This window comes from Nitratireductor sp. ATLC21, from assembly GCF_057196525.1.
Genome location: NZ_JBXUOU010000001.1, coordinates 1,166,790 through 1,187,717 on the forward strand (window position 1 = coordinate 1,166,790; position 20,928 = coordinate 1,187,717).

The 20,928-nt window shown below is 60.3% G+C and carries 20 protein-coding genes; 9 read left to right on the top strand and 11 right to left on the bottom strand.

What is annotated here, in order from left to right; translation table 11 throughout:
* The first annotated feature begins 5 nt into the window (after positions 1 to 5).
* From AC2CHD_RS05695 to AC2CHD_RS05705, 3 genes are read left to right on the top strand one after another with little or no spacing between them, the layout of a single operon-like run.
* Complete coding sequence (locus AC2CHD_RS05695) at positions 6 to 620, top strand: dihydrofolate reductase family protein (RefSeq protein WP_484552884.1); 615 nt, start codon at positions 6 to 8, stop codon at positions 618 to 620.
* Entirely contained in the window at positions 617 to 1,312 is a 696-nt protein-coding gene (locus AC2CHD_RS05700; RefSeq protein ID WP_484552885.1) for a glutathione S-transferase family protein, read from the top strand. Before AC2CHD_RS05695 ends, AC2CHD_RS05700 begins: the two co-directional genes overlap by 4 nt.
* Positions 1,302 to 2,609: a serine hydrolase domain-containing protein gene (locus AC2CHD_RS05705; protein ID WP_484552886.1), complete on the top strand. Its 1,308-nt coding sequence runs from the start codon at positions 1,302 to 1,304 to the stop codon at positions 2,607 to 2,609. The genes AC2CHD_RS05700 and AC2CHD_RS05705 overlap by 11 nt, the downstream gene beginning before the upstream one ends.
* A gap of 9 nt (positions 2,610 to 2,618) precedes the next feature.
* Here AC2CHD_RS05705 and AC2CHD_RS05710 read toward each other — a convergent pair whose 3' ends face one another.
* Positions 2,619 to 3,710, bottom strand: coding sequence for an AbrB family transcriptional regulator (locus AC2CHD_RS05710; protein WP_229448651.1), 1,092 nt, complete (start codon positions 3,708 to 3,710; stop codon positions 2,619 to 2,621).
* A 149-nt stretch (positions 3,711 to 3,859) separates the two neighbouring features.
* Between AC2CHD_RS05710 and AC2CHD_RS05715 the strand changes: the two genes are divergently transcribed.
* From AC2CHD_RS05715 to AC2CHD_RS05725, 3 genes are all read left to right on the top strand, one after another.
* Positions 3,860 to 4,210: an ArsR/SmtB family transcription factor gene (locus tag AC2CHD_RS05715; protein ID WP_229448649.1), complete on the top strand. Its 351-nt coding sequence runs from the start codon at positions 3,860 to 3,862 to the stop codon at positions 4,208 to 4,210.
* A 39-nt stretch (positions 4,211 to 4,249) separates the two neighbouring features.
* A complete protein-coding gene (locus AC2CHD_RS05720) occupies positions 4,250 to 4,744 on the top strand; it encodes an SRPBCC family protein (protein WP_484552887.1) in 495 nt (164 codons plus the stop codon).
* 160 nt (positions 4,745 to 4,904) lie between these two features.
* Positions 4,905 to 5,327, top strand: coding sequence for a YciI family protein (locus AC2CHD_RS05725; RefSeq protein WP_404934634.1), 423 nt, complete (start codon positions 4,905 to 4,907; stop codon positions 5,325 to 5,327).
* Here AC2CHD_RS05725 and AC2CHD_RS05730 read toward each other — a convergent pair whose 3' ends face one another.
* The 3 genes from AC2CHD_RS05730 to AC2CHD_RS05740 all read right to left on the bottom strand — a co-directional run bounded on the left by AC2CHD_RS05730 (position 5,328) and on the right by AC2CHD_RS05740 (position 9,375).
* Positions 5,328 to 6,209, bottom strand: coding sequence for a cation diffusion facilitator family transporter (locus tag AC2CHD_RS05730; RefSeq protein ID WP_229448646.1), 882 nt, complete (start codon positions 6,207 to 6,209; stop codon positions 5,328 to 5,330).
* A gap of 57 nt (positions 6,210 to 6,266) precedes the next feature.
* Positions 6,267 to 8,456 carry an anthranilate synthase gene (locus AC2CHD_RS05735; protein ID WP_484552888.1) on the bottom strand — a complete coding sequence of 730 codons (2,190 nt, stop codon included), beginning with the start codon at positions 8,454 to 8,456 and terminating at the stop codon, positions 6,267 to 6,269.
* Between the two features lie 151 nt (positions 8,457 to 8,607).
* Positions 8,608 to 9,375: a phosphatase PAP2 family protein gene (locus AC2CHD_RS05740; protein ID WP_484552889.1), complete on the bottom strand. Its 768-nt coding sequence runs from the start codon at positions 9,373 to 9,375 to the stop codon at positions 8,608 to 8,610.
* A 454-nt stretch (positions 9,376 to 9,829) separates the two neighbouring features.
* On the opposite strand from AC2CHD_RS05740, the gene rnk reads away from it, so the two are divergent.
* From rnk to AC2CHD_RS05755, 3 genes are all read left to right on the top strand, one after another.
* Positions 9,830 to 10,234 (top strand): nucleoside diphosphate kinase regulator, encoded by a 405-nt coding sequence (gene rnk / locus AC2CHD_RS05745; protein WP_229448640.1) that lies wholly within the window; start codon positions 9,830 to 9,832, stop codon positions 10,232 to 10,234.
* Between the two features lie 143 nt (positions 10,235 to 10,377).
* Positions 10,378 to 10,956, top strand: coding sequence for a GreA/GreB family elongation factor (locus tag AC2CHD_RS05750; RefSeq protein WP_484552890.1), 579 nt, complete (start codon positions 10,378 to 10,380; stop codon positions 10,954 to 10,956).
* Positions 10,957 to 11,007: 51 nt separating this feature from the next.
* On the top strand, positions 11,008 to 11,787 hold the full coding sequence (locus tag AC2CHD_RS05755; protein WP_229448636.1) for a MerR family transcriptional regulator: 780 nt from the start codon (positions 11,008 to 11,010) through the stop codon (positions 11,785 to 11,787).
* 10 nt (positions 11,788 to 11,797) lie between these two features.
* On the opposite strand, the gene soxR is transcribed toward AC2CHD_RS05755, so the two are convergent.
* From soxR to AC2CHD_RS05790, 7 genes are all read right to left on the bottom strand, one after another.
* The gene (gene soxR, locus AC2CHD_RS05760; protein WP_229448635.1) at positions 11,798 to 12,232 is read right to left on the bottom strand and encodes a redox-sensitive transcriptional activator SoxR; all 435 of its coding nucleotides are present in this window, start codon (positions 12,230 to 12,232) and stop codon (positions 11,798 to 11,800) included.
* A 147-nt stretch (positions 12,233 to 12,379) separates the two neighbouring features.
* Positions 12,380 to 14,059, bottom strand: coding sequence for a formate--tetrahydrofolate ligase (locus AC2CHD_RS05765; RefSeq protein WP_484552891.1), 1,680 nt, complete (start codon positions 14,057 to 14,059; stop codon positions 12,380 to 12,382).
* 182 nt (positions 14,060 to 14,241) lie between these two features.
* Positions 14,242 to 15,366, bottom strand: coding sequence for a DUF2333 family protein (locus tag AC2CHD_RS05770; RefSeq protein WP_484552892.1), 1,125 nt, complete (start codon positions 15,364 to 15,366; stop codon positions 14,242 to 14,244).
* Between the two features lie 32 nt (positions 15,367 to 15,398).
* The gene (locus tag AC2CHD_RS05775) at positions 15,399 to 16,685 is read right to left on the bottom strand and encodes a DUF6638 family protein (RefSeq protein WP_484552893.1); all 1,287 of its coding nucleotides are present in this window, start codon (positions 16,683 to 16,685) and stop codon (positions 15,399 to 15,401) included.
* A gap of 423 nt (positions 16,686 to 17,108) precedes the next feature.
* Positions 17,109 to 17,516 (bottom strand): endonuclease domain-containing protein, encoded by a 408-nt coding sequence (locus AC2CHD_RS05780; protein WP_484552894.1) that lies wholly within the window; start codon positions 17,514 to 17,516, stop codon positions 17,109 to 17,111.
* 63 nt (positions 17,517 to 17,579) lie between these two features.
* The gene (locus tag AC2CHD_RS05785; RefSeq protein ID WP_484552895.1) at positions 17,580 to 19,490 is read right to left on the bottom strand and encodes an AAA family ATPase; all 1,911 of its coding nucleotides are present in this window, start codon (positions 19,488 to 19,490) and stop codon (positions 17,580 to 17,582) included.
* A gap of 252 nt (positions 19,491 to 19,742) precedes the next feature.
* On the bottom strand, positions 19,743 to 20,891 hold the full coding sequence (locus tag AC2CHD_RS05790) for a hypothetical protein (RefSeq protein WP_484552896.1): 1,149 nt from the start codon (positions 20,889 to 20,891) through the stop codon (positions 19,743 to 19,745).
* Positions 20,892 to 20,928 lie beyond the last annotated feature (37 nt).

Below are 20,928 nucleotides of genomic sequence, written 5' to 3' on the forward strand. Positions count from 1 at the left end.
TCGAGATGAGCAAGGTCATTATCTGGGTGCTTGTGACACTGGACGGCAATTTTGAGGGTGAGGAGAAATGGGACCTTGGCTTCCATGGCGAAGCCTGGTGCGAGGAGCTGGATGCCCTCAGCCGGAGTTTCGGAAAGAATGCGGCCTGCCTTGTCTTCGGCCGCACCACCTATGAAGGAATGAAGAACTACTGGACGACTGCTGACGAGTCGGAAGCGTCCGAGGTCAGAACGTTCATGAACGCGCTGCCCAAACTGGTAGCCTCACATACACTGACCCAGTCCGACTGGAACAACACACGCGTGACGAGCGATATTGCCGCGGGAATACGGGCGTTGAAAGCCGACGCTGCACCCGACAAGAACATTTATGTCTTCGGCAGCGCCAAGCTTTCACATGCGCTTATGAGCGCAGGTCTCGTGGATGAACTGATGCTTGCAATCGTCCCGATCCAACTCGGCAAAGGCACGCCGTTCTTCAAGGAAGGCAGTGCCCCACGCAGATTCCGGTTGATCGAGACACGCCCACTGCCAAACGGGACGTTGATCCTGCGCTATGCGCCGGGCGACCACACCGGCACGGAGCCACACGGCCCGGAGAAAAGCGAGGTTGAGCCATGACCCTGAAACTGTATTCCCACCCTCTCTCGTCGTACTCCCACAAGGCATTGATCGCGCTCTATGAGAATGAGACGCCGTTTGAGCCGGTCATACCCAACCTGATGGACCCGAGCGAGCGCAAAGCCTACCAGAGCATTTCGCCAGCAACCAAGATCCCGGCCCTGGTGGATGAGGCGCGCGACCGCGTTGTGGTGGAATCGACCACCGTGATCGAATATCTCGACCATTTCCATCCCGGCCCGACCCGCCTCGTACCGGCAGATCCCGAGCAGGCGCTCGAGGCTAGAATGATCGACCGTCTGTGCGACAATTACGTTCACCAGAACCTGCAGAAGGTCGTCGGAGATCAGCTTCGACCCGAGGAGAAACGCGATCCTTTTGGGGTTGAAGAAGCAATCGACGGGCTGAAGACGGCCTACACCTTCCTCGAGAAGCGCTTGAAGGGAAAACGCTTTGCGCTCGGGGACATGTTTTCGCTTGCAGACTGCTCCGCAGCGCCCGCGCTGTTTTATGCCAACAACATTGTTGCGATAAACGACGGGCATCCGGAACTGGCAGCCTATCTCACCCGCCTCATGCAGCGGCCGAGCTATGCGCGAACGCTGGCGGAGGCTGAACCCTATTTCCACATGGTTCCGCTCGACAAGAAACCGACGCTGGCGCCGCCGGGAGCGAGGGACCATGCCGAGTAGCGAAAGACGAAAGATTGACCGCACCCGCCGCGCCCTGCTGACCAGCGCCGGAGTTCTACTTGCCTCCTCCTCCCTGCCTTCGAGATCCAACACCATGCACACTGTGACTCCCGACCTGGCCGCACTGCAACATTCCATGAACGCCCGCGTGGATGCGGGCGAAATTGCCGGTGCCACTTGGCTGGTCCACCACGGAGAACGGACACATGTGGCGAGCGCCGGAACCTTCGAGATGAACGGTTCAGGTGCGCCAATGGAGCGCGACACGATCTTTCGCGTGGCGTCCATCACCAAACCGGTGACGGGAGCGCTTGCGATGATGCTGGTGGAAGAAGGTCTGCTGACGCTGGATCGTCCCGTGGATGACTTTTTGCCTGAGCTGGCAAACCGCAAGGTTCTGAAACGGATAGACGGGCCACTCGACGACACCGTACCGGCAAACCGGCCGGTGACGCTTCGCCATCTTTTGACCATGACCTTCGGCCTCGGCGCCATCATGGTGTTTCCGGATGCCTATCCAATCCAGATGGCGATGCGCAAAGCCGGCGTCGCACCGAGTTGGGTTCTGCCGAAAATGTCGCCGGATCAATATATGCAGCAGCTCGCCGCATTGCCGCTCGCGGCACATCCGGGAGAAAAATTTCTCTATAACAACGGTCTAGACGTGGCCGGCATTCTGATCGAACGGGTGGCGGGGGAGCGGCTGAGCGCCTTGATGAAGGCGCGGCTCTTTGAACCACTGGGTATGAAGGACACGGATTTCTTCGTGCCGCCCGAAAAACAGCATCGCCTGCCACCCCTCTACGGTCCGGACTTTACGGGCGGCGCCATGAAAATCAAAACATACGGCCCGGAAGACGGTATCGATTTCAGCGCTCCGCCACCGCTCGATTCCGGGGCCGGTGGTCTCGCCACCACCGTCGACGATTATCTCGCATTCTGCCGGATGATGATGAATGGCGGCGAACTGAACGGCAGGCGCTATCTGAAGGCTGAATCCGTCGCGGAGATGACGCGCGATCAACTCACACCCCATCAGAAGACCGGCCCTCATGCCGATATGTTCATGGAGGACGGAGGAGCAGGTTGGGGCCTTGGCGTCTCGGTGAGTGTGAAAAGGACGCGGCCCTGGCTTGCGCCCGGCAGCTTCGGCTGGAACGGCGGCTACGGCACAACTGCCTACACCGACCCGGAAAACGGAATTATCGGCATCTTCCTCAGCCAGAAAATGATGACGTCTCCCGAGCCGCCGGCGACCTATATGGACTTCTGGAGCAAGGTCTATGGGGACACATAACCGCGATTTCTAAGGCCCTGCCCACCGCGCCACCAGGCGGCTGATGGGCGGGCCGGCCAGAAGCACGAAAAGAAAACGCGCCATCTGCACCGCCATGATGAAGGAGAGGTTCACATTCTGCGAGGCGGCAGCCGCAATGATCGCAACCGAATCCATGCCGCCGGGGCTCGTTGCCAGATAGGCTGTGAGTGGGTCGATGCCCCATTCCACATGAAGAAACCACCCAAGCGCACCACACAATGCCATGAGGGCAAGAACAGACAACACCACCTGAGGCAGCGCCCTGAAGGCGGTGCGCAGGAGCGCCCGGTCGAATTTCAGGCCGATGGTCCAACCCACCATCATATAGGAGGCGCCCATGAGCCAGGGCGGGAGCTCGAGCGCAAGACCGCCGCCCAAATGCACCAGCGCTCCGGCAACCATGCCTCCAAGAAAGAACGGCGCCGGAAAGCGCACCAGCCTGCCGAAAAGCCCTCCCGCCAGCGCAGTGACCAGCGTAATCGCAAAGGCCGCAAGTCCGATCGGCGGAAACCAGTCTGTTGCGGGCATTTCGACACCAGAAGTGTCCACCCATAGTCGTGCAATGAGCGCTGCAGCAACGGTCACGAAAATCACGCGCAAATATTGCATGAACGCCACGAGCCTTGCATCCGCGCCGAATGCACCTGCCATGAGAACCATGGCCGTAGCCGCACCCGGCGCAGACCCCCAGACGGCCGTCGTGCCCGGCAGGATCCTCCAGCGACTGACAAGAAAGCCGAGAAAGCTGCTGGCCGCGACCGTTACCAGAACCGTAAGCAGGAGAATGGGCCAGATATCAGCGAAGGAGGCGATGATCGCGGGCTCCAGTGAACCGCCGATCAGAAGCCCCACCAGCGTCTGCGCCGAGGCAAAGCCAAGACCCGGAACGCGAATGCGCGCACCCATTGCCCCGGTGGCAACAGCTGCCAGCATGGGGCCAATCAGCAGCGCCGCCGGCAGCGTCCCGTAGAGCATGATGCCGGCGAAAGCCACTGTGAGCGCGACGAGAAACAGCCATTGTGCAACCGGAGCAAGGCGCGTGAGCGGGCCTTCGAAAGAGGGTTGCGGTGTGGAATCCATTAATGAGTGTCCTGACTGCCTGCCGTCACGACATACAGGATGAGTGCCCGGATGGGAATGTTCACTTCAGGTCGGTGTGGCTCCAAAGGAGGCATTGACTATATATTTCCATTTAGTTATATAACTAAAATAGAATTAAAGTGAACATCATGCAGACAGACCAATTGGATGCGACATTTGCCGCTCTGGCAGACCCAACACGGCGCGCCATTCTCGCCCGATTGGCAAAAGGCGAAGCAACCGTGATGCAACTCGCTGAGCCGTTCAAACTCAGCCAGCCCGCCATCTCCAAACACATCAAGGTGCTGGAAAAGGCGGGGCTCGTGTCGCGCAGCCGCGATGCCCAGAAACGTCCATGTAAGCTCGAGGCCAAACCCTTGGGCGATGCCATCGACTGGCTCGCTCAGTACCGTCAATTCCTGGAAGAGCGTTACGCAAAGCTCGACGCACTCCTCGACACCTTGAAGACCGTGAATGAACCGCCGGCCGGGACCGGCTGAACAGGCGTCAGCCCCCTCGAATTCCGAAAAGGTAAGAGCATGCCACAACCCCACACTCTCACAGTCACCACCCGCGGGGATAACGAGCTGGTGATTACCCGCCATTTCAACGCTCCGCGGCAAATGGTTTTCGATGCCCACACGCGACCCGAGCTTATCAAGCGCTGGATGACCGGCCCGGAAAACTGGACCCTGCCTGTTTGCGAAATCGACCTGAAGGAAGGCGGCAAAGGCCGCTACGTCTGGCACAACACCGAAAATGGCGCCGATATGGGCATGACGGCGACCTACCGGGAGATCGACATCCCTCACCGCATTGTTCACGAGGAAATGTTTGACGAGGACTGGACCGGCGGCGGCACGGAAATCACCACCACCTTCGAGGAAGACGGCGAAGGCACACGCATGGAAATGGTGATCCGCTGCAAATCGAAGGAAGCACGCGACATGATCCTGAAATCCCCCATGTCCGACGGCATGGAACAGGGTTATGCGCGTCTCGATCGCCAGCTTGCCGAACGCAAGGCCGCTTAGGCCCTGCCCCCGGATCGGCAAAAAGCTTTATCTGGCGCGGAAATCAGGCTCGCGGTAGCGTCGTAGGGGTCCGGGTTCACCAAACGAAATCGATGAGCCTGTCGGATCGCCCCTTCCCTGTCCGTCCTAGATGGGAGCAACAGCGAGAAAGGAACCTGCAATGCGCTACATGATGCTGATGATCCCCAAGGGATATGAGACGGCCGGCCCCGAGCTTGATCTGCCCGCCGACGCGGTGGCCAAAATGATGGCCTACAATGAGGAATTGCGTGCCGCCGGTGTTCTGGAAGCGTTGGAAGGCCTGCATCCGCCGTCTGCAGGCGCGCGGGTTTCGTTCGCCAGCGGCGAACCGGTGGTGATCGACGGCCCCTTCATCGAGGCCAAGGAGGTGCTCGGCGGCTTCTGGATCATCAATGTTCCAACAATGGCTGATGCCATCGAGTGGGCCAAACGCTGCCCTGCCTCGCCCAACGAGACGATCGAGGTGCGTAAAATCCAGCAAATGGACGACTATAGCGAGGAGATTCAGGAGATCGTGAAGACGTATCCTGATGTGCTGGAAAAAGGCATCAAACGGTCCTGATCAGCAGAATTTCGCCTTGTGTTCCGGCTCCACATGAATGGTGACTTCCGCGCCGGGCTGGGCTTTGGCGAGCGCTCCCTCGATACGGTCACAGATGCGATGGGCGCTTTCGACCGTCATTTGCGAGGGAACCACCAGATGAAACTCGATGAAGCGGGCCCTGCCCGCTTCACGCGTCTTGAGATCATGAAATTCCAGTGCGCCGTCATCATTGTCGGCGATCACACGCTCGATTCTGGCCAGTTCCTCCGGCTCCACGGACACGTCCATTAACCCCTGGACGGAATCGCCGACCAGATGCCAGCCATGCCACAGAATGTTCACCGCAACCACCAGCGCCATCACCGGATCAAGCCAATACCAGCCGGTGGCAACCGCAAGAACGAGGCCCAATATCACCCCGGCTGAGGTTACCACATCGGTCCATAGATGCTTGCCGTCCGCCACCATGGCCGGCGAGCGCGCCTTGCGCCCAGTCGAGATGAGCAGCCACGCCCACAGGCCGTTTCCGACCGCAGCCAGCCCGTTTACCAGCAATCCGAGAACCGGAGCATCGAGCAGGCGCGGGTCGAAAAGAACCGTCCAAGCCTCATGGATGATCAGCAGCGCAGCAACAACGATCAGGACGCCTTCCAGAACGGCGGAGAAATACTCCGCCTTGTGATGACCGAAAGGGTGGTTGTCGTCCGCCGGTGTGTGGGCGATGCGCAGCGCATACCATGCCACGCATGAGGCGACGACGTTGACCACCGATTCCATCGCATCGGAAAACAACGCCACAGAATCGGTAAGCCACCACGCGGCAAGCTTGAGTGCAAAAATGCCCAGCGCAACAACAATGGACCACATTGCGATGCGTTGAAGCTTGCCGTTGGATGGCATGACGGTTCCCCTTCACGGCTCCCGGCCAACCCCACGGGAACACAAAAGCTCAATGTTTCAGGCCGCTTTCACACGCGCCTTGCGCGGCAGATGCGCCACCACATTCTCGATCATGCGCATCCCTGCATTCTGCCCAAGCGTCATGATCGATTCGGGATGGAATTGCACGGCTGCAATCGGCTCTTCCTCATGTTCTATCCCCATCACGACACCATCCTCAGTCTCCGCTGTCACCACGAAAGCGGAAGGCATGCGCACCGGATCGGCAAAAATGGAATGATAGCGCCCAACCGTCACTTCCGAAGGCAGGCCCGAGAACACAAGGCTGTTTCCACTGGCACGAATGCGCGAAGGCTTGCCATGCATAGGCTCGGCGAGCTGGCGCAGTTCGCCGCCATAGGCTTCTACAAGCGCCTGGAGACCAAGGCAAACACCGAACATCGGCAGATTGCGCGCGCGAGATTTGGCGATGGTGGCCTTACAGTCGAAATCCTCCGGCCGGCCGGGTCCGGGTGAGAGAACGACCAGATCCGGCGCAACGCGGTCAAACACCTCATCGGCGACCGGCGAGCGCACCGTCACCACTTCCGCGCCCGTCTGACGAAAATAGTTGGCGAGCGTATGCACGAAGGAATCTTCGTGATCGACAAGCAGGATCTTCACCCCCTCACCCACACGAGCACCGGCGCGCGTTTCATTTTCCGTGTTTGCTTTCCCGGCATCGCGGATCGCCGACAGCATGGCCGACGCCTTGAGCTCCGTTTCGGCCTCTTCCTCCTGCGGATCGGAATCGAACAGAAGCGTCGCACCCGCCCGCACCTCCGCCACACCGTCCTTGATGCGGATGGTTCGAAGTGTCAGGCCGGTATTCATGTCGCCGTTGAAATGCACCATCCCGATGGCGCCGCCATACCAGGCGCGCGGGCTCTTCTCGTTCTCCTCGATGAACCGCATGGCCCAAAGCTTCGGCGCACCCGTCACCGTGACGGCCCAGGCATGGCTCAAAAACGCGTCGAAGGCATCCATGCCCTCGCGCAGCCGCCCCTCGATGTGATCGACCGTGTGAATGAGACGCGAATACATCTCGATCTGGCGGCGGCCGATCACACGCACGGACCCCGGCTCGCACACACGGCTCTTGTCGTTGCGGTCGACATCAGAGCACATGGTGAGTTCGGACTCGTCCTTCTTGGAATTCAGAAGCTTGATGATCTGCTCGGCATCGGCAATAGCATCATCGCCTCGTCTGATCGTGCCGGATATCGGACAGGTCTCGACGCGCCTTCCATTGACCCGCACGAACATCTCCGGCGAGGCGCCGACAAGATATTCCTGTTCGCCCAGATTGATGAAGAAGGAGTAGGGTGAGGGATTGATCTCCTTCAGACGACGCGAAATCTGCGAGGGTCGGCGTTCGGCGCGTTCCATGAACATTTGCCCCGGAACAACTTCGAACAGATCCCCGCGATGGAAACTGTCCTTCGCCTTCTCCACCAGACGGGCATATTCGCCGGGCTCGTGATCGCCGCGCGGCGGCACATGATCGGCTGTCTTGAAGGCCTCCCGCGCGCCATCTCGCGGCAGATCCGCCGTCGAGAAGCCTTCGCCCGAATAGTCGTACCGGTCGTGCCAGGCTCGGGCCGCGTGATGGTCGACCACCAGGATCTCGTCAGGAAGGTAGAGGACCAGATCGCGCTGACTTTCGGGGCGCTTGAGGCTCTGCCTTATCGGGTCGAACTGGAAGGCGAGATCGTAGCCGAACGCCCCATAGAGCCCCAGATTGGCATCGTGATCGGTGTGAAAAAGCTCCGTAACGGCACGCAGCACAGTAAAGACCGTGGGCACCCGCGAGCGCTCTTCCTCGGAAAAGACCCGCTCCGGCTCTGCCACCGAAACCTCAAGATGCGCATCATCGCGCTGCTTCACCGTCACGGGATCGAGTGCAGCAACCCGGTCGGCAAGGATGGGCAAAAGTGCCTTGCCACGTGTGTTCAGCGCTTCGATCTTCATTTCGCGGCCACGGGCCGAGATCACCAGGGGCGGATCGATGATTGCCGTGTCCCAGCGGGTATAGCGACCCGGATATTCATAATTGGAGGAGAAAACTGCCCCGCGGCGCTCATCCAGCGCATCGATATAGGCGTCGATGGCGCCTTCATAGGCGGTTTCCACACGGCTTCGCGTGATCATCACACCGCCAGCGGTCGTAAAACGCTCAGCGCCGTTATCCAGAACTTCCAGGCTCATTTCATGCTCCCTGTTTCAGGCACCGCCGGGAAGCGCAGACAAAAAAGGCCGCCCGGTTTTCACCTGCGGCCATGGTCTTTTCTGCGCGCACACTGCACGGCTGGCCGCTGTTAGCGGGCCCACCACCAGAGTTTCGCGCAAGAAATCATCATCATGGTTTCTCCATAACCTCGACAGCGCTTTCGCGCAACCGCTTTCCCGAGCCATCGGCCGCCCGTCTGCCGCGATAAAGCGCAAGGAGACTCAGACACAGCCATATGAAACTTGCCCAGGCAGCGCCCAGCGCCCAGCCTGCAGCAACATCGCTCGGCCAGTGAACCCCAAGGTAAACGCGGCTTGCTCCGACGATAAAGGAAATGAACACCGCGACAGCAAGCACATAAAGCCTGACCCTCCAGTCCGGAAAAAAACGCACGACAAGAGCAGCCAGCGTCAGATAAGCGACTGTGGTGACCGTTGCGTGACCGCTTGGAAAGCTGGCCGTGTGGATCACGTCGAGATGTTCGACAAGATCCGGCCGCGGACGCTCGTAATGGTTTTTCAGAAGATATGAGACAAGCGCGCCAGACCCCACGGACAAAAGCACATAGAAGGCTGCACCGAAACGGCGTGTTACAAGAAGCAGACCTGTCAACACGAGAAGCGAAAGAACGATGACCGGATAACCGCCGATGGCGGTGATCTCAAGTGCGGTTTCCTCCAGCCAGGGCGGGCCGAGCGGATCAGACGCATCCATTGGATTACGCAGGGAGAGGAGCAGATATTCATCCAGAGCCTTGATCTCCCCTTCCGCCACCTCATCAGCAATGGCGAAGAAGGCGAACGAGCCAAGTGTCAGCACGAGGAGAAGGAGCACCGGTGCAAGTGCCCCGCGCTGGCGCGCAACCCGTCGAAAGAATCCGTCCCGCTCACCTGTCATAGCCTAATAGCCCCCTCCTGACTGATCGGTTTTGCAACACGCTGGATGCGAACACCATGATTGTTGCGTAATTAAGATTGAATTCGGGAAGGTTCGAAACCCGTCAGAGATTTGCTGTGAGCGTGCAACTGGCGGGCTCAAATGGTCCTGCGCATTACTCCAGCATTTACTGCAACTGTCTTGACATCGCCTGATCCACGCACCACGTTTAAACAATGAGCACGAACCGAAAACACATGTCCGTTTTTTTCCGGGTATGTCCCATTGCGGGATACTGACCCCCGGTTCGGTGCCGTGCGCCTCCGAACCGAGGGGCGCTCCTCCGCCTGTTGATCGACACGATCAGGTCACACGGCGGAAACGGTTCTAAGGCGCATCACCAGAATTTCGTACGACAATCGAAGCCTCGTGGCGTGCATGGTTGCATGCCCGGATGACACGCATGGACAAGCCAATGCAGCAGAAGACAGGGCGCAAGCCGAGCATCACGATTTCCGAAACCGATTATGAACGCCTGACCGGCCTGGCCGAGGCGCTGGAAGATCGCAATCCGGACGTATCGGAAACCATGATGGCCGAACTGGACCGGGCTCGCGTCGTTCGCGACGGCTCGCTTGCCGCTACCATTGTGCGCATGGGTTCGACCGTCGTCTATACCGCCGACGGTGGGCCCGAAAAAACCGTGACCCTGGTTTACCCCGGCGACGCAGATATAGAACAGGGCCGCATCTCCATCACGACACCCGTGGGCACGGCGCTTATCGGCCTCAAGGAGGGCCAATCAATCGACTGGACCGCGCGTACAGGTCAGACTCACAAGCTGACCGTGGTCCGCGTGACCCAGGAAGAAAACGCCTGAGCTCACAATCATGACGAGCCCGCATCTCCGCTTTTTCACGGGACATCTCCTGACGGGAGTTTGACCCCTGCGCCATGCCTTGGGCGCAGGGGAAACCACCCAAATGCAGGCTGCACGACCACGCAAGTGGCGTGCGGATTTGTTTGTTCACGGCCCTTTCGACCACCCATGCGAAGGGCCGTACTGGAGATCAGCAGGAGATCGCCGTGTGGACCGGGCAGGGATGTATTCTCACCACCAAGGACTTCACCATTCTGGAATTTTTGCAGGAGCGCAGGCACCACTTCAGTGAAGCGTATGCGGCACTTCTGCGCGCGAAGCTTGATGGAGCGCGTGTCGTGCTTCGCGAAGACGCGCCAGCCCATGTGGCGACGTTGAACAGCCGTGTGCGCTTCCGCACGGGTGATGAACACCCGCAAACACGCATCATCAGCCACGACGAACTACAAGGCTTCGTCGGGCTGACATTGCCACTGACAACATTGCGCGGGCTGGCGCTTATCGGGCTGGCTGCAGGCGAGAGCATCGTTCTTCCAAGACACGGCAACTCTCACCCGGAGCACCTCATGCTCGAAGACGTGCTTTATCAGCCGGAAGCAGCACGTCGAAAGATGCTCGCGGTGGCGCGCCCGGCGCTGCGCCTTGTTCATAATGCGGATGCGATTGCGCGACATTCCCCCGAATACTCCGACGGCGATGACCCGGGGCCCAGTGCCGCTTGACCCTCACGACAGGGGAGGGATTAATCCCTTGGTCCTGCGGAGGCGTGCGCGATGAAAGAATGGATGGTCACCGATTTGGCGAAGCTTGCCGGCGTCTCGGTCCGGACCCTTCACCACTATGATGCCATAGGCCTTCTTTCACCTGTGCGTGTCGGCGAGAACCGCTACCGTTACTACGGAGAGGCGGAATTGCTGCGCCTGCAGCAGATCCTCCTTTATCGCGAGCTTGGGATGCCGCTCGAGACGATCGGTTCCATTCTCGACGATCCGCGCTTCGACAGTCTGGCAGCGCTGAATGAACAACGCAGCCATCTCGCGGCCGAAGCCAAGCGCTATCGCCAGCTCATCAGGACGATCGACCGCACGATCGCCCATCTGAAAGGAGAACGTGCGATGCAATATGAGAATTTGTACAAGGGCTTCGTGACGCCCGAAAAACAGGCCGAATACGAAGCATGGCTGAAAGATCGCCTTGGTGATTCAACACACGAGAAAGTCACCGCAAGCGATTCGGCAGCAAAGGCAATCAGCGATCAGGATATGAAAGAGCGCATGAGTGCGCTCGCGGGGATCGAGGCGGACCTAGTGAAGACAATGGAGGACGGCACAGTGCCGCAAGCACGGGCGCTTGATCCATTGATCCAACGACACCATGCCTGGGTGGCACAGATGTGGGGTAGAGACTGCTCACACGACGCTTACGCCGGGCTTGCCGACATTTATGAAAGCCACGATGACTTCAAGCAGCGATACGAAACGCTTTCGCCCGGCTTTTCCAAATGGCTACCGATTGCCATGCGCAGCTGGACAAGGCGTGTGAAGGAAAGCTGAAAAACGTCGCTCACGCCTTGGCACCTACCCAATAACGCGGACCCGGCCCCATCCGGCCTGCCCGGTCGGCCGGGTTCGTCAGAGCGCAGGTCTCCAGAGAGAGGCATCCGCAGGAGATGCATTCGGTTAGGCCGTGCTTCAACCGCTCCATCTCGGCGATGCGTTCATCGATGCGCTTCGTCCAGTGCTCGGAAAGCCGCGCCCAGTCATCACCCTTCGGCACATGGTCGGTGGGCAGTTTGTCGAGTTCCGCCTTGATCTCATCAAGCGACAGCCCCACCCGCTGGGCGAAAACGATGAAGGCCACGCGACGCAGCACGGCGCGCTGGTAGCGCCGATGGCCAGAGCCTGCACGCTCCGAGGTGATCAATCCCCGCTCTTCATAATATCGCAGTGCGGATGCGGCCACGCCACTGCGCCTTGAAACCTGATTGATGGTGAGCATCGGCAGCCTCTCCTGTTGAGGCTAAAATCTCATGACCAGGATTAAACTTCAAGTGAACTTGAGTTTGTACCACATACGGGCCTGCCCTCTGTCCCCGTGCAGGCAGTTGGCGGGCCTGCAGCCCGCCCAGCCATCAGACTCATTTTATCAGGAAAGCCCCTCGATCAGGCCGTTTTCATTGAGAAAAATATGCTCGGAGGACGGCACGCGCGGCAGACCCGGCATGGTCATGATCTCACCGCAGATCGCCACCACGAAACCGGCGCCGGCGGAAAGCCGCACCTCGCGGATCGGCACCACATGGCCGGTGGGTGCGCCCCGCAGATTGGGATCGGTGGAGAAGGAATACTGCGTCTTGGCCATGCAGACCGGCAGGTGGCCGTATCCCTGCTCTTCCCATTGCTTTAGCTGATTGCGCACGGATTTGTCGGCGATCGCCTCGGAGCCGCGATAGATGCGCTTCACCACCGTGTCGATCTTGTCGAAGAGCGGCATGTCGTCGGGATAGAGCGGTGCGAACTGGGAGACCCCGCTTTCGGCCAGCGCCACCACCTTGTGCGCCAGCTCCTCGATCCCGGCAGAGCCTTCCGCCCAGTGGCGGCATAAAACGGCCTCTTCCCCCTGCTCGGCCACATAGGCCTTTACCGCCTCAATCTCGGCATCCGTATCCGTGTGAAAATGGTTGATGGCGACGATGGCCGGAACGCCGAACTGCTTCACATTTTCGATGTGGCGGCCAAGATTGACGCAGCCTGCCTTGACGGATGCGACATCCTCGGTGCCCAGATCTTCCTTCTTGACGCCACCATTCATCTTGAGCGCCCGCACGGTCGCCACGATCACGGCGGCGGCGGGCTTGAGGCCTGCCTTGCGGCATTTGATGTCAAAGAATTTTTCCGCACCGAGATCGGCGCCGAAACCGGCCTCCGTCACCACATAGTCGGCGATCTTCAGCGCCGTGGTTGTCGCCATCACCGAGTTGCAGCCATGGGCGATGTTTGCGAAGGGGCCGCCATGCACAAAAGCCGGATTGTTTTCCAGCGTCTGCACCAGATTGGGCTGGAGTGCGTCCTTGAGGAGCACGGTCATGGCGCCATCGGCCTTGATGTCGCGCGCAAAGACCGGGCTCTTGTCCCGGCGATAGCCGATGATGATGTCGCCGAGCCGCTTTTCGAGGTCCTTCAGGTCCGTCGAAAGGCACAGAATGGCCATGACCTCGGAGGCAACGGTGATGTCGAACCCTGCTTCGCGCGGGAAACCATTGGCCACGCCGCCGAGCGAACAGACGATTTCGCGCAGCGCCCGGTCGTTCATGTCCATCACGCGCCGCCAGGCCACGCGCCGAATGTCGATCTCCTGCGCGTTGCCCCAGTAAATATGGTTGTCGATCAGCGCCGAAAGCAGGTTGTGGGCCGATGTGATGGCGTGGAAATCGCCGGTGAAGTGGAGGTTCATGTCCTCCATCGGAACCACCTGGGCATAGCCGCCGCCGGCTGCCCCGCCCTTGACGCCGAAGCAGGGGCCAAGCGAGGCCTCGCGGATGCAGATCGCCGCCTTCTTGCCGATGCGGTTCAGCCCATCCCCCAGACCGACCGTGGTGGTCGTCTTGCCCTCACCCGCCGGCGTCGGGTTGATCGCCGTGACGAGGATCAGCTTGCCGTTCCCGTTCTTGCGGGCCTCTGCAATGAACTCGGCCGACACCTTCGCCTTGTCATGGCCATAGGGAAGAAGGTGTTCGGATGGAATGTCGAGCCGCGCCCCGATTTCCTGGATCGGCTTCTTCTTCGCCGCGCGGGCGATCTCGATGTCGGATTTCACTTCGGCCATGACGATGATTTCCTCTCCCGGTGGTCCGCAACGTTTGCCGATTGGCATAAAGCCGCGAATTCTAAACGTCCACCGTCGCAAAAGAGGCGCGCAATGCGTAAAATGCGACAGGGCATGTGCGACGGTGGCAATGAAGCAGCAGGCGGGGCAGACATCGGCGTTTGACCCGCAGATCGGTTGACCTACCGGTCCAGAACCAGGCGCAGTTCCACGAGATTGGAGCGCACACGCAGGATGTAGAACCCCATCGTGGCGAGGTGGGTCGGCATGATCCAGCCATCCTCACGCCCATTGGAGATGATGAAGGGCTGCACATTCAGCGCCGCGCGGAACTGCTCTTCCGTCGTGTCCCAGAGCGAGCCCAGCGAACGCTGCTTGATGACATCTTCAAAGTCGGCACCCGCCGCTTTCAGAAGGCCGTAATAAGCGTAGAGCTGGCCATAGGCGAACCAGAAACGATCATCGGCACGTGTGTCGAACCAGCCGGAATTGTAGTTTTCCGAACGCTGGCGCAGAAGATCGGAGGTCGAACCCAGATCGCTCGCAATGCGGTCGAGATACTGGATCAGATTGTCGGCGCGCGCATCGAACACGGCCTCGCAAGTCTCAAGCCGGTCGTTGAAGCTGCGCAGATCGCGGATGGCGGAGCGATAGAAGCTCGGGGTGGGCGTCTTGGGCCCAAAGGGGCTCAGCCCGAAATACCAGGTTTCCTCATCGAAGGTCAGCGCGCCGCGCGCGTTCTGCAGATCGCGGTCGATCTGCGATGTGCCGCGCACGCGGCCAAGCGCATCCACCAATTCGATGGCGCTGCGGCGAACGGCCTGATTGATGCCGCGCTGGAACGATGCCTTGTTGTCGAAGAAGGGCGTGTCGTCCCAGTCGAGCACGAAGAAAAAGCCGAGCTTGTAGAGCAGCATGGAGGAAATCCATGCATTGTCGTTGACGTTGAAATCGGTGAGATCCGCGGTCACGTCGACGATGGCGGACCGTCCGCAGGTCCGTGTCTCACCGCCCTGCGTGGCTGCTGTCTGCTCGCCGGCGGAAACGCCACGCGCGTCAAGATTGTATTCCGCGACGTAATCGGGATTGAAGCCCGTCCAGACCTGTGTCTGCCAGAAGAAATAGCCGTAGAAGCCAACGATCGCGAGCAGCACAAGTCCGATCGAACCCCGAATGATCCAGCCGCGCCGCGTATACCAGCGGCCAGCGGCCATGAAGGGCCAGAGGATCCAGGCAATCAGCAGCCCGATGCCGCGACCGATCCAGTGAAACACGCGGGTGAAGAATTCAACGATCGGATCGAGCACGAAGCGCCTCCCTCAGGCGTTTGGGTCCTGGATCAGTTTTCCAGGCCGTAGAGGCGCTTTCGCAGCGCCGGTTTGTCCATGAGATATGCGGTTTTCAGCCGCGCCACAACATATTCGCGCCAGCCTTCCGGCCAGGTTTCGTAATCGCGGTAAAAACCCTGCTTGTTGAAAACATAGCGCGCAATGAAATCGGACGGCACGAAATCGGAGATCAGCCGGTTGGTGAGCCAGGCATCCTTATGCGCGGGGTCGGCGCGGGTGACGAGAAAGCGTTCCCGCGGCGGGATCTCCTCGATCTTGAGCGTACCCGTCTGGCTGATTTCGCGCACGGCGGCGTTGAGAAGCGGAACACTCCCCTCACCAGAAACCAGTTTCGCGTTGCGGTGCGTCCAGGTCTGCAGCCATACCGGATCGACGCGCGCGAAATCCGTATCCGGCTCCTCGCGGCGTATCAGATCGAGCAGCACCATTTCGCCGCGATGGGCGAGATAGTTCGAGCGTTCGACCCACGAGGCGCGGGGGAGCTGGATGCGGCCCGTCTCGGCCAGAAACCGGAAGATGCGCGCGGGATCGTCCTTCGACAGATAGCTCACCTGCCATGGCCGCGAGCGGCGGAAGCCCGGCGTCGCCGGATCGGCGATCACCGTTGTCGTGTCCGTATCGGCAAATATGTAGACGCCGCCGAAATGGCTCGTCCAATAGGCATCATGCCGAAACACGACCTGTTCGGGCACGAGGCTGTTTTCGCGGATGTCGCCGGTTTCGCGCGCGAGCGCGACCATGCGGTTGAGCAATTCGTCGTCGCGCCAGGCGTCGGGCTCATGCTTCACCCGGTCGGCAAGCCGGCCAAGCTCCGCGGCCTTTCCGAGCAGATCTTCGGCGGAGAGAACCTTGAACTCCACCTGCGCGATGGACAGCAGGTCCTCAATGTCGCGCACCTGGTTCACCTGCTCCTCGATCTCGCCATAGACCACATCCTTGATGGTGATCGCATTGATGGCGCGCGCATTGGCCATCATGAATTCGTAGACGAGCTGCGAGGTGTTGGAGAAGGCCGTATGCACCACCGGCAGCTCGATCTGCGCCGGGGTGAGGATGATGAAGCGGCGATTGACGCCGTTGGGATCGAGATACTGCGCGTCGTCCAGTTCCTCGGCGATCTGCGGCGAGAAGCCGGTGCGGTCGATCTCGAAGGAGGCGAGCTTCGTCTGCGGCACGCCAAAAGCATCCAGCGCCTTGTTGTAGCGTGCGATCAGATGCGGTTCTTCGATTTTCAGGAGGCGGCCGAAAATGAGATCGTTTTCGCGGAGGAGGTTCATGGTGTCACTCCTCACCCGGCACATGTGGAGAGAAAGACGTAAGCGTTGCGGCCATCCTCCTTCTCCCCGCACTCGCGGGGTGAAGGTCCCGGCAGGGGGATGACGGGCCGGCTGGCGGATGAAACCGGTGTAGCGATCCGGGCGCCAAAGCGCCCATGACGCGCCAAAGACAGGCCGTTCGCGCTCGCCCCTCATCCTCACCTTCTCCCCGCACGCGGGGAGAAGGGCGCGCAGACGCTGGTTCGTCATTTCGAATGGCTCTGCTCATGCCCGGAAAGAGATTGCGGGTTTTCTCACACAACAATTGCAAGTGACCAAGCATTGGAGCCTCGCCCTCCGCCGTTTTCCTTCTCCCCGTATTCACGGGGAGAAGGTCCCGGCAGGGGGATGAGGGGCGTGCAACAGTTTGAAAAAACATCCCCCTTACCATTTCAGACCCTCAGCGGGAGAAAACCGCATGTCAGCAGCCACGACCGACGACGAAAGCCGCCCGTCCAGCACAGCTAATATCGTTTCGAGCACCTGTTCCCGCTGTTTCAGCACATCGACATTCCAGAACCGCAGCACAGACCACCCCTTCTCGTTCATATAGCTATCGCGACGCCGATCCGCAGTGTTTTCAGCATGTTGACTGCCATCGACTTCGACCACAAGGTGCTTCTCCCTACAGGCGAAATCAGCAAAATACGGCCCGAGAGGCAGCTGCCGCACAAATTTGAAGCCATTCAACCGACGACTTCGCAGTTCCGACCACAGGACCTCTTCCGCATCGTTTTCTGCGCGGCGCAGGGAGCGCGCTCTTTCGGTCTGTTCTGGCTTCGCATTGCGCATGGCGTTCGCCCCTCATCCGCCTGCCGGCACCTTCTCCCCGCGAGCGGGGAGAAGGAAGCTCATTCAACCTCCCCAAACACCCCTCGCCTTCATGTCCTCGATCTCGCGCAGGGCGCGTTCGCGCAGGCGCTGGTCGCGGACGATGGTGGAGACGGCCGCATCGTCCGAGCGGTCCGAATAGCGGAACTCCGAATCCGCGTAGCGGTTGATTTCCTGCATCACCATGTCCATCGTGAATGGCCGGCGCAGTTCGGCGATCATCGCTTTCTTTTCATCATAGCTTTTGCGCATGAAAGCGTCGGGCGTCTCGAACCATTCGTCTGGAAGCTCGATGTCCATGGCGCGCATCTTGATGGCGTCGGTGATGTTCTTGATGGCGCGGCCGGTGAAGCGCGGCTCCGCGAGCTTGATCTCATGCAGATAGGCGCCGATATCCGTGAGCGTCTTCGGCTCGCCGCGATCGTTCAGGAAGCGCTCATAGACCTTCGCAAGCCCTTCTTCCTGAGGCTTCGAATGCGCCTCATAGGCAGTCTCGACCGCGCGCTTGATTTCCTGTGTTGCAAACGGCTCGTGCTCGCCGAGCGGGATCGCATGGTTCTTGCCGGCCAGAAGCACAAAAATGTCGACATAGTCCTCAAAAGTCTGCGGCCCGTCGACAAGCCAGCGCGCGCCGGCGCGCTGGCGCAGCGCGTCGTCCACATTCTCCGGATAGTTGGAGAACATGCCGAAGGAGCAATTGCCGCGCACAACGGTGCCCGCACCCGCAAAGCTCTCCATCAGAACGCCCGTCACCTCCTGCTGGCCGGCAGACGCCCGGTCGTCGGAGCGCTTGGCCGCCACCTGATCGATGTCGTCGATGGTGCCGAAGCCGATGGCGCGCGGGCTCAGAACATTTTCCACGAACTGCTTGCAGTTCTGCCCCGACTTGCCCTGATAGGAGGAAATCTGGTCGACGCCGAAATTCTCGTAATGGAACGGCACGCCCGCGATCTGGCAGTAATCGTTCAAAAGTCCGGCGGTCATCTGAATGAGGATGGTCTTGCCGGTGCCCGGCGCGCCATCGCCGATGAAGGTGAACAGAAAGCCCCCCAGCTCGACGAACGGGTTGAGCTGACGGTCGAAATCATAGGCCATCAGCATCTTGGCGAGCTTCATGGCCTGATATTTGGCGATGTGATTGCCGATGATCTCGTTGGGCTTCTTGAAGGTCATGACGAGCGGCTTACGCCGGCTGCCCGGTGCGACGTCGAAGCCGTCCTGCGTGAAATCGTCGGCCTCAAGCCGCATATGCGTGTCTTCAAACGCGCCGAGACCGGTGAAACGGCTGCGCCGCTGCAGAAGCCCCTCGATTGCGACGCGGGCAAGCGCGCGGGCGCGCGCCGTCATCGCCGTGTCGTCGGCAGCACCCGAGATCGCGCCTTCGAGCGCGGCAAGAACGCTTTTGAGCGCATCCTGCGGCGTATCGAACTGGAAATCCGGCTCATCCGTGTCGTTCACCGGCTCGCTGTTGGCATCAAGCATCTGGAGGAGATAGGACGAGAGCGTGAAGGCAGCGACATAGGCCGATGCCTGCAGGAGCGCGTGATAGGTCTGCGCGGCCTCACCCTCGAGCGGGCTGCGGGCGTTGCGCTCCTGAAGGCTTTCAAGCTCGGTGGAACGCGCAAAGACATCGGCGACGGCCAGCGCCACGGCCACCCCGCGACGCGTGCGATAGAGAAGCGTGTGTTGCGGAATGGACAGCATCGGGTCGCCCTGCCGGATGGCGGCGATGGTTTTCGCCAGCTCCACCTCGCGCGTCCTGCGCAGCGCGCCGGTGGAGACGGTCGACACGAAACGCCGCCCGGTGCCGGCAAGCTCGGTGCCGGAGCGGCCGCCATCAGACTGAAGCACCACAAAGCGCGTCACAAGGCTCTGCGCCGTCGCCCGGTGCTTTTCGATGTCCTTCTCGTCGATGGTCGTCAGGCCGGTGTCCATGGAAACTCCTGATCTGTCGGGCAGTGGAACCGCCCCTGATGCACAACGCCAGCGGCCATCGCCCTTCTCCCCGCCTGCGGGGAGAAGGTGCCGGCAGGCGGATGAGGGGCATGCAGCGTTTCGGGCGGAAAGGCGCCCATGCCTTGCCAAACTTTCACCCCTGGCGCGCGCCCCTCATCCTCACCTTCTCCCCGCAAGCGGGGAGAAGGGGGCACAAAAGCTGGCGCATAGTCTTCTGCCTGGGCGAAGCTGCTACACATCCGTGATCACCCGCCCGCCCGAAATGACGTGCACGTCGTAGCCATCGAAAATCTTCTGCGCCTCGCCGGCGGCATAGAGCGCCTGATAGGCTTCGTGCGGTACAAGCGCGTGCTGCTCATAGGCGCTCACGCCCATGCGGGCGGCGTCGAGATCATCCGTGTCGATGAAGAACTCCTCGCGCGCCGGCTGGCTGGACCACAGCCCCTTGCGGGCCGGGCGTTCGGTCTTTGAATAGACCTCCTGCACCGTCCAGGTGAGAAGCCACGCATTTTCCTGCCGACGCACCTTGCCAAGCACCTCCGCAACGGTCGAATTGTTCTCCGTGATGCCGGCCGTGTAGAACGGCCCCAGCACCACCCGGCGCAATTGCTTGGGGTGGAGGTGGTCGAAATCCTTGTCGAGATTCCCGGCAATGGTGGCGGGCGACAGGGAATAGGCGGAGTTCTTTTCCGCAAAATCGTCGAACTGATGCGCGAGCTCCGGATTGAGCAGACCGCCCACCGGCAGGCCGATCTCGACATCCTCGTTGAGCCTGCCATCGTCGGAAACAAGCGCCTTGACCATGCCGGGCGAGGAATCCTCCACCGCTGCCATATAGACCATGGGCAGGCTCGAATTTCCGTCAAAAGCACCCCAATGCACCAGATAATACGGCCGTTTTGTCTTGGGATTCACCGAAACGCGCACCGTTTCCGGCAAAATGAACGGCGAAAACACATTGCCCGCCTTCAATTGCTCCAGATAAAGGCGCTCGGCCATGGAGCGCTGGAGGTCAGCCGGAAATTCCCGGTGGCGCAGGATGAAATCGACCATCTCGGCGCGAAGTTCATCCGGTCCGGAGATGCCGGCAAGACGTTTCTCGGCCTGACGCCGGTCGTTTTCCAGCTCAAGCACGCTCTGAAAAACCGGATAACCGCTCTCGGCGCGCTGGATGCGGAATTTTTCCATGAAACCTAGACGGTTCTGCCAGCACTCGAAAGAGCGCTCGAGCCGTCCGATATAGGGTGAGACGACTTCGGCCACGAGACCGTGCGACTGGAAAGGCGATGCAGAGCGGTCACCGAAATAGACGCCGAGCCCTTCAAGCGCGGACGCAATGGCGTCGAAATAGCGCAATGCGGCGTCAGGAGCGGTATTCATGCAGATCGCCCCGACTGTCTGTTTTCCCCCATGCCGT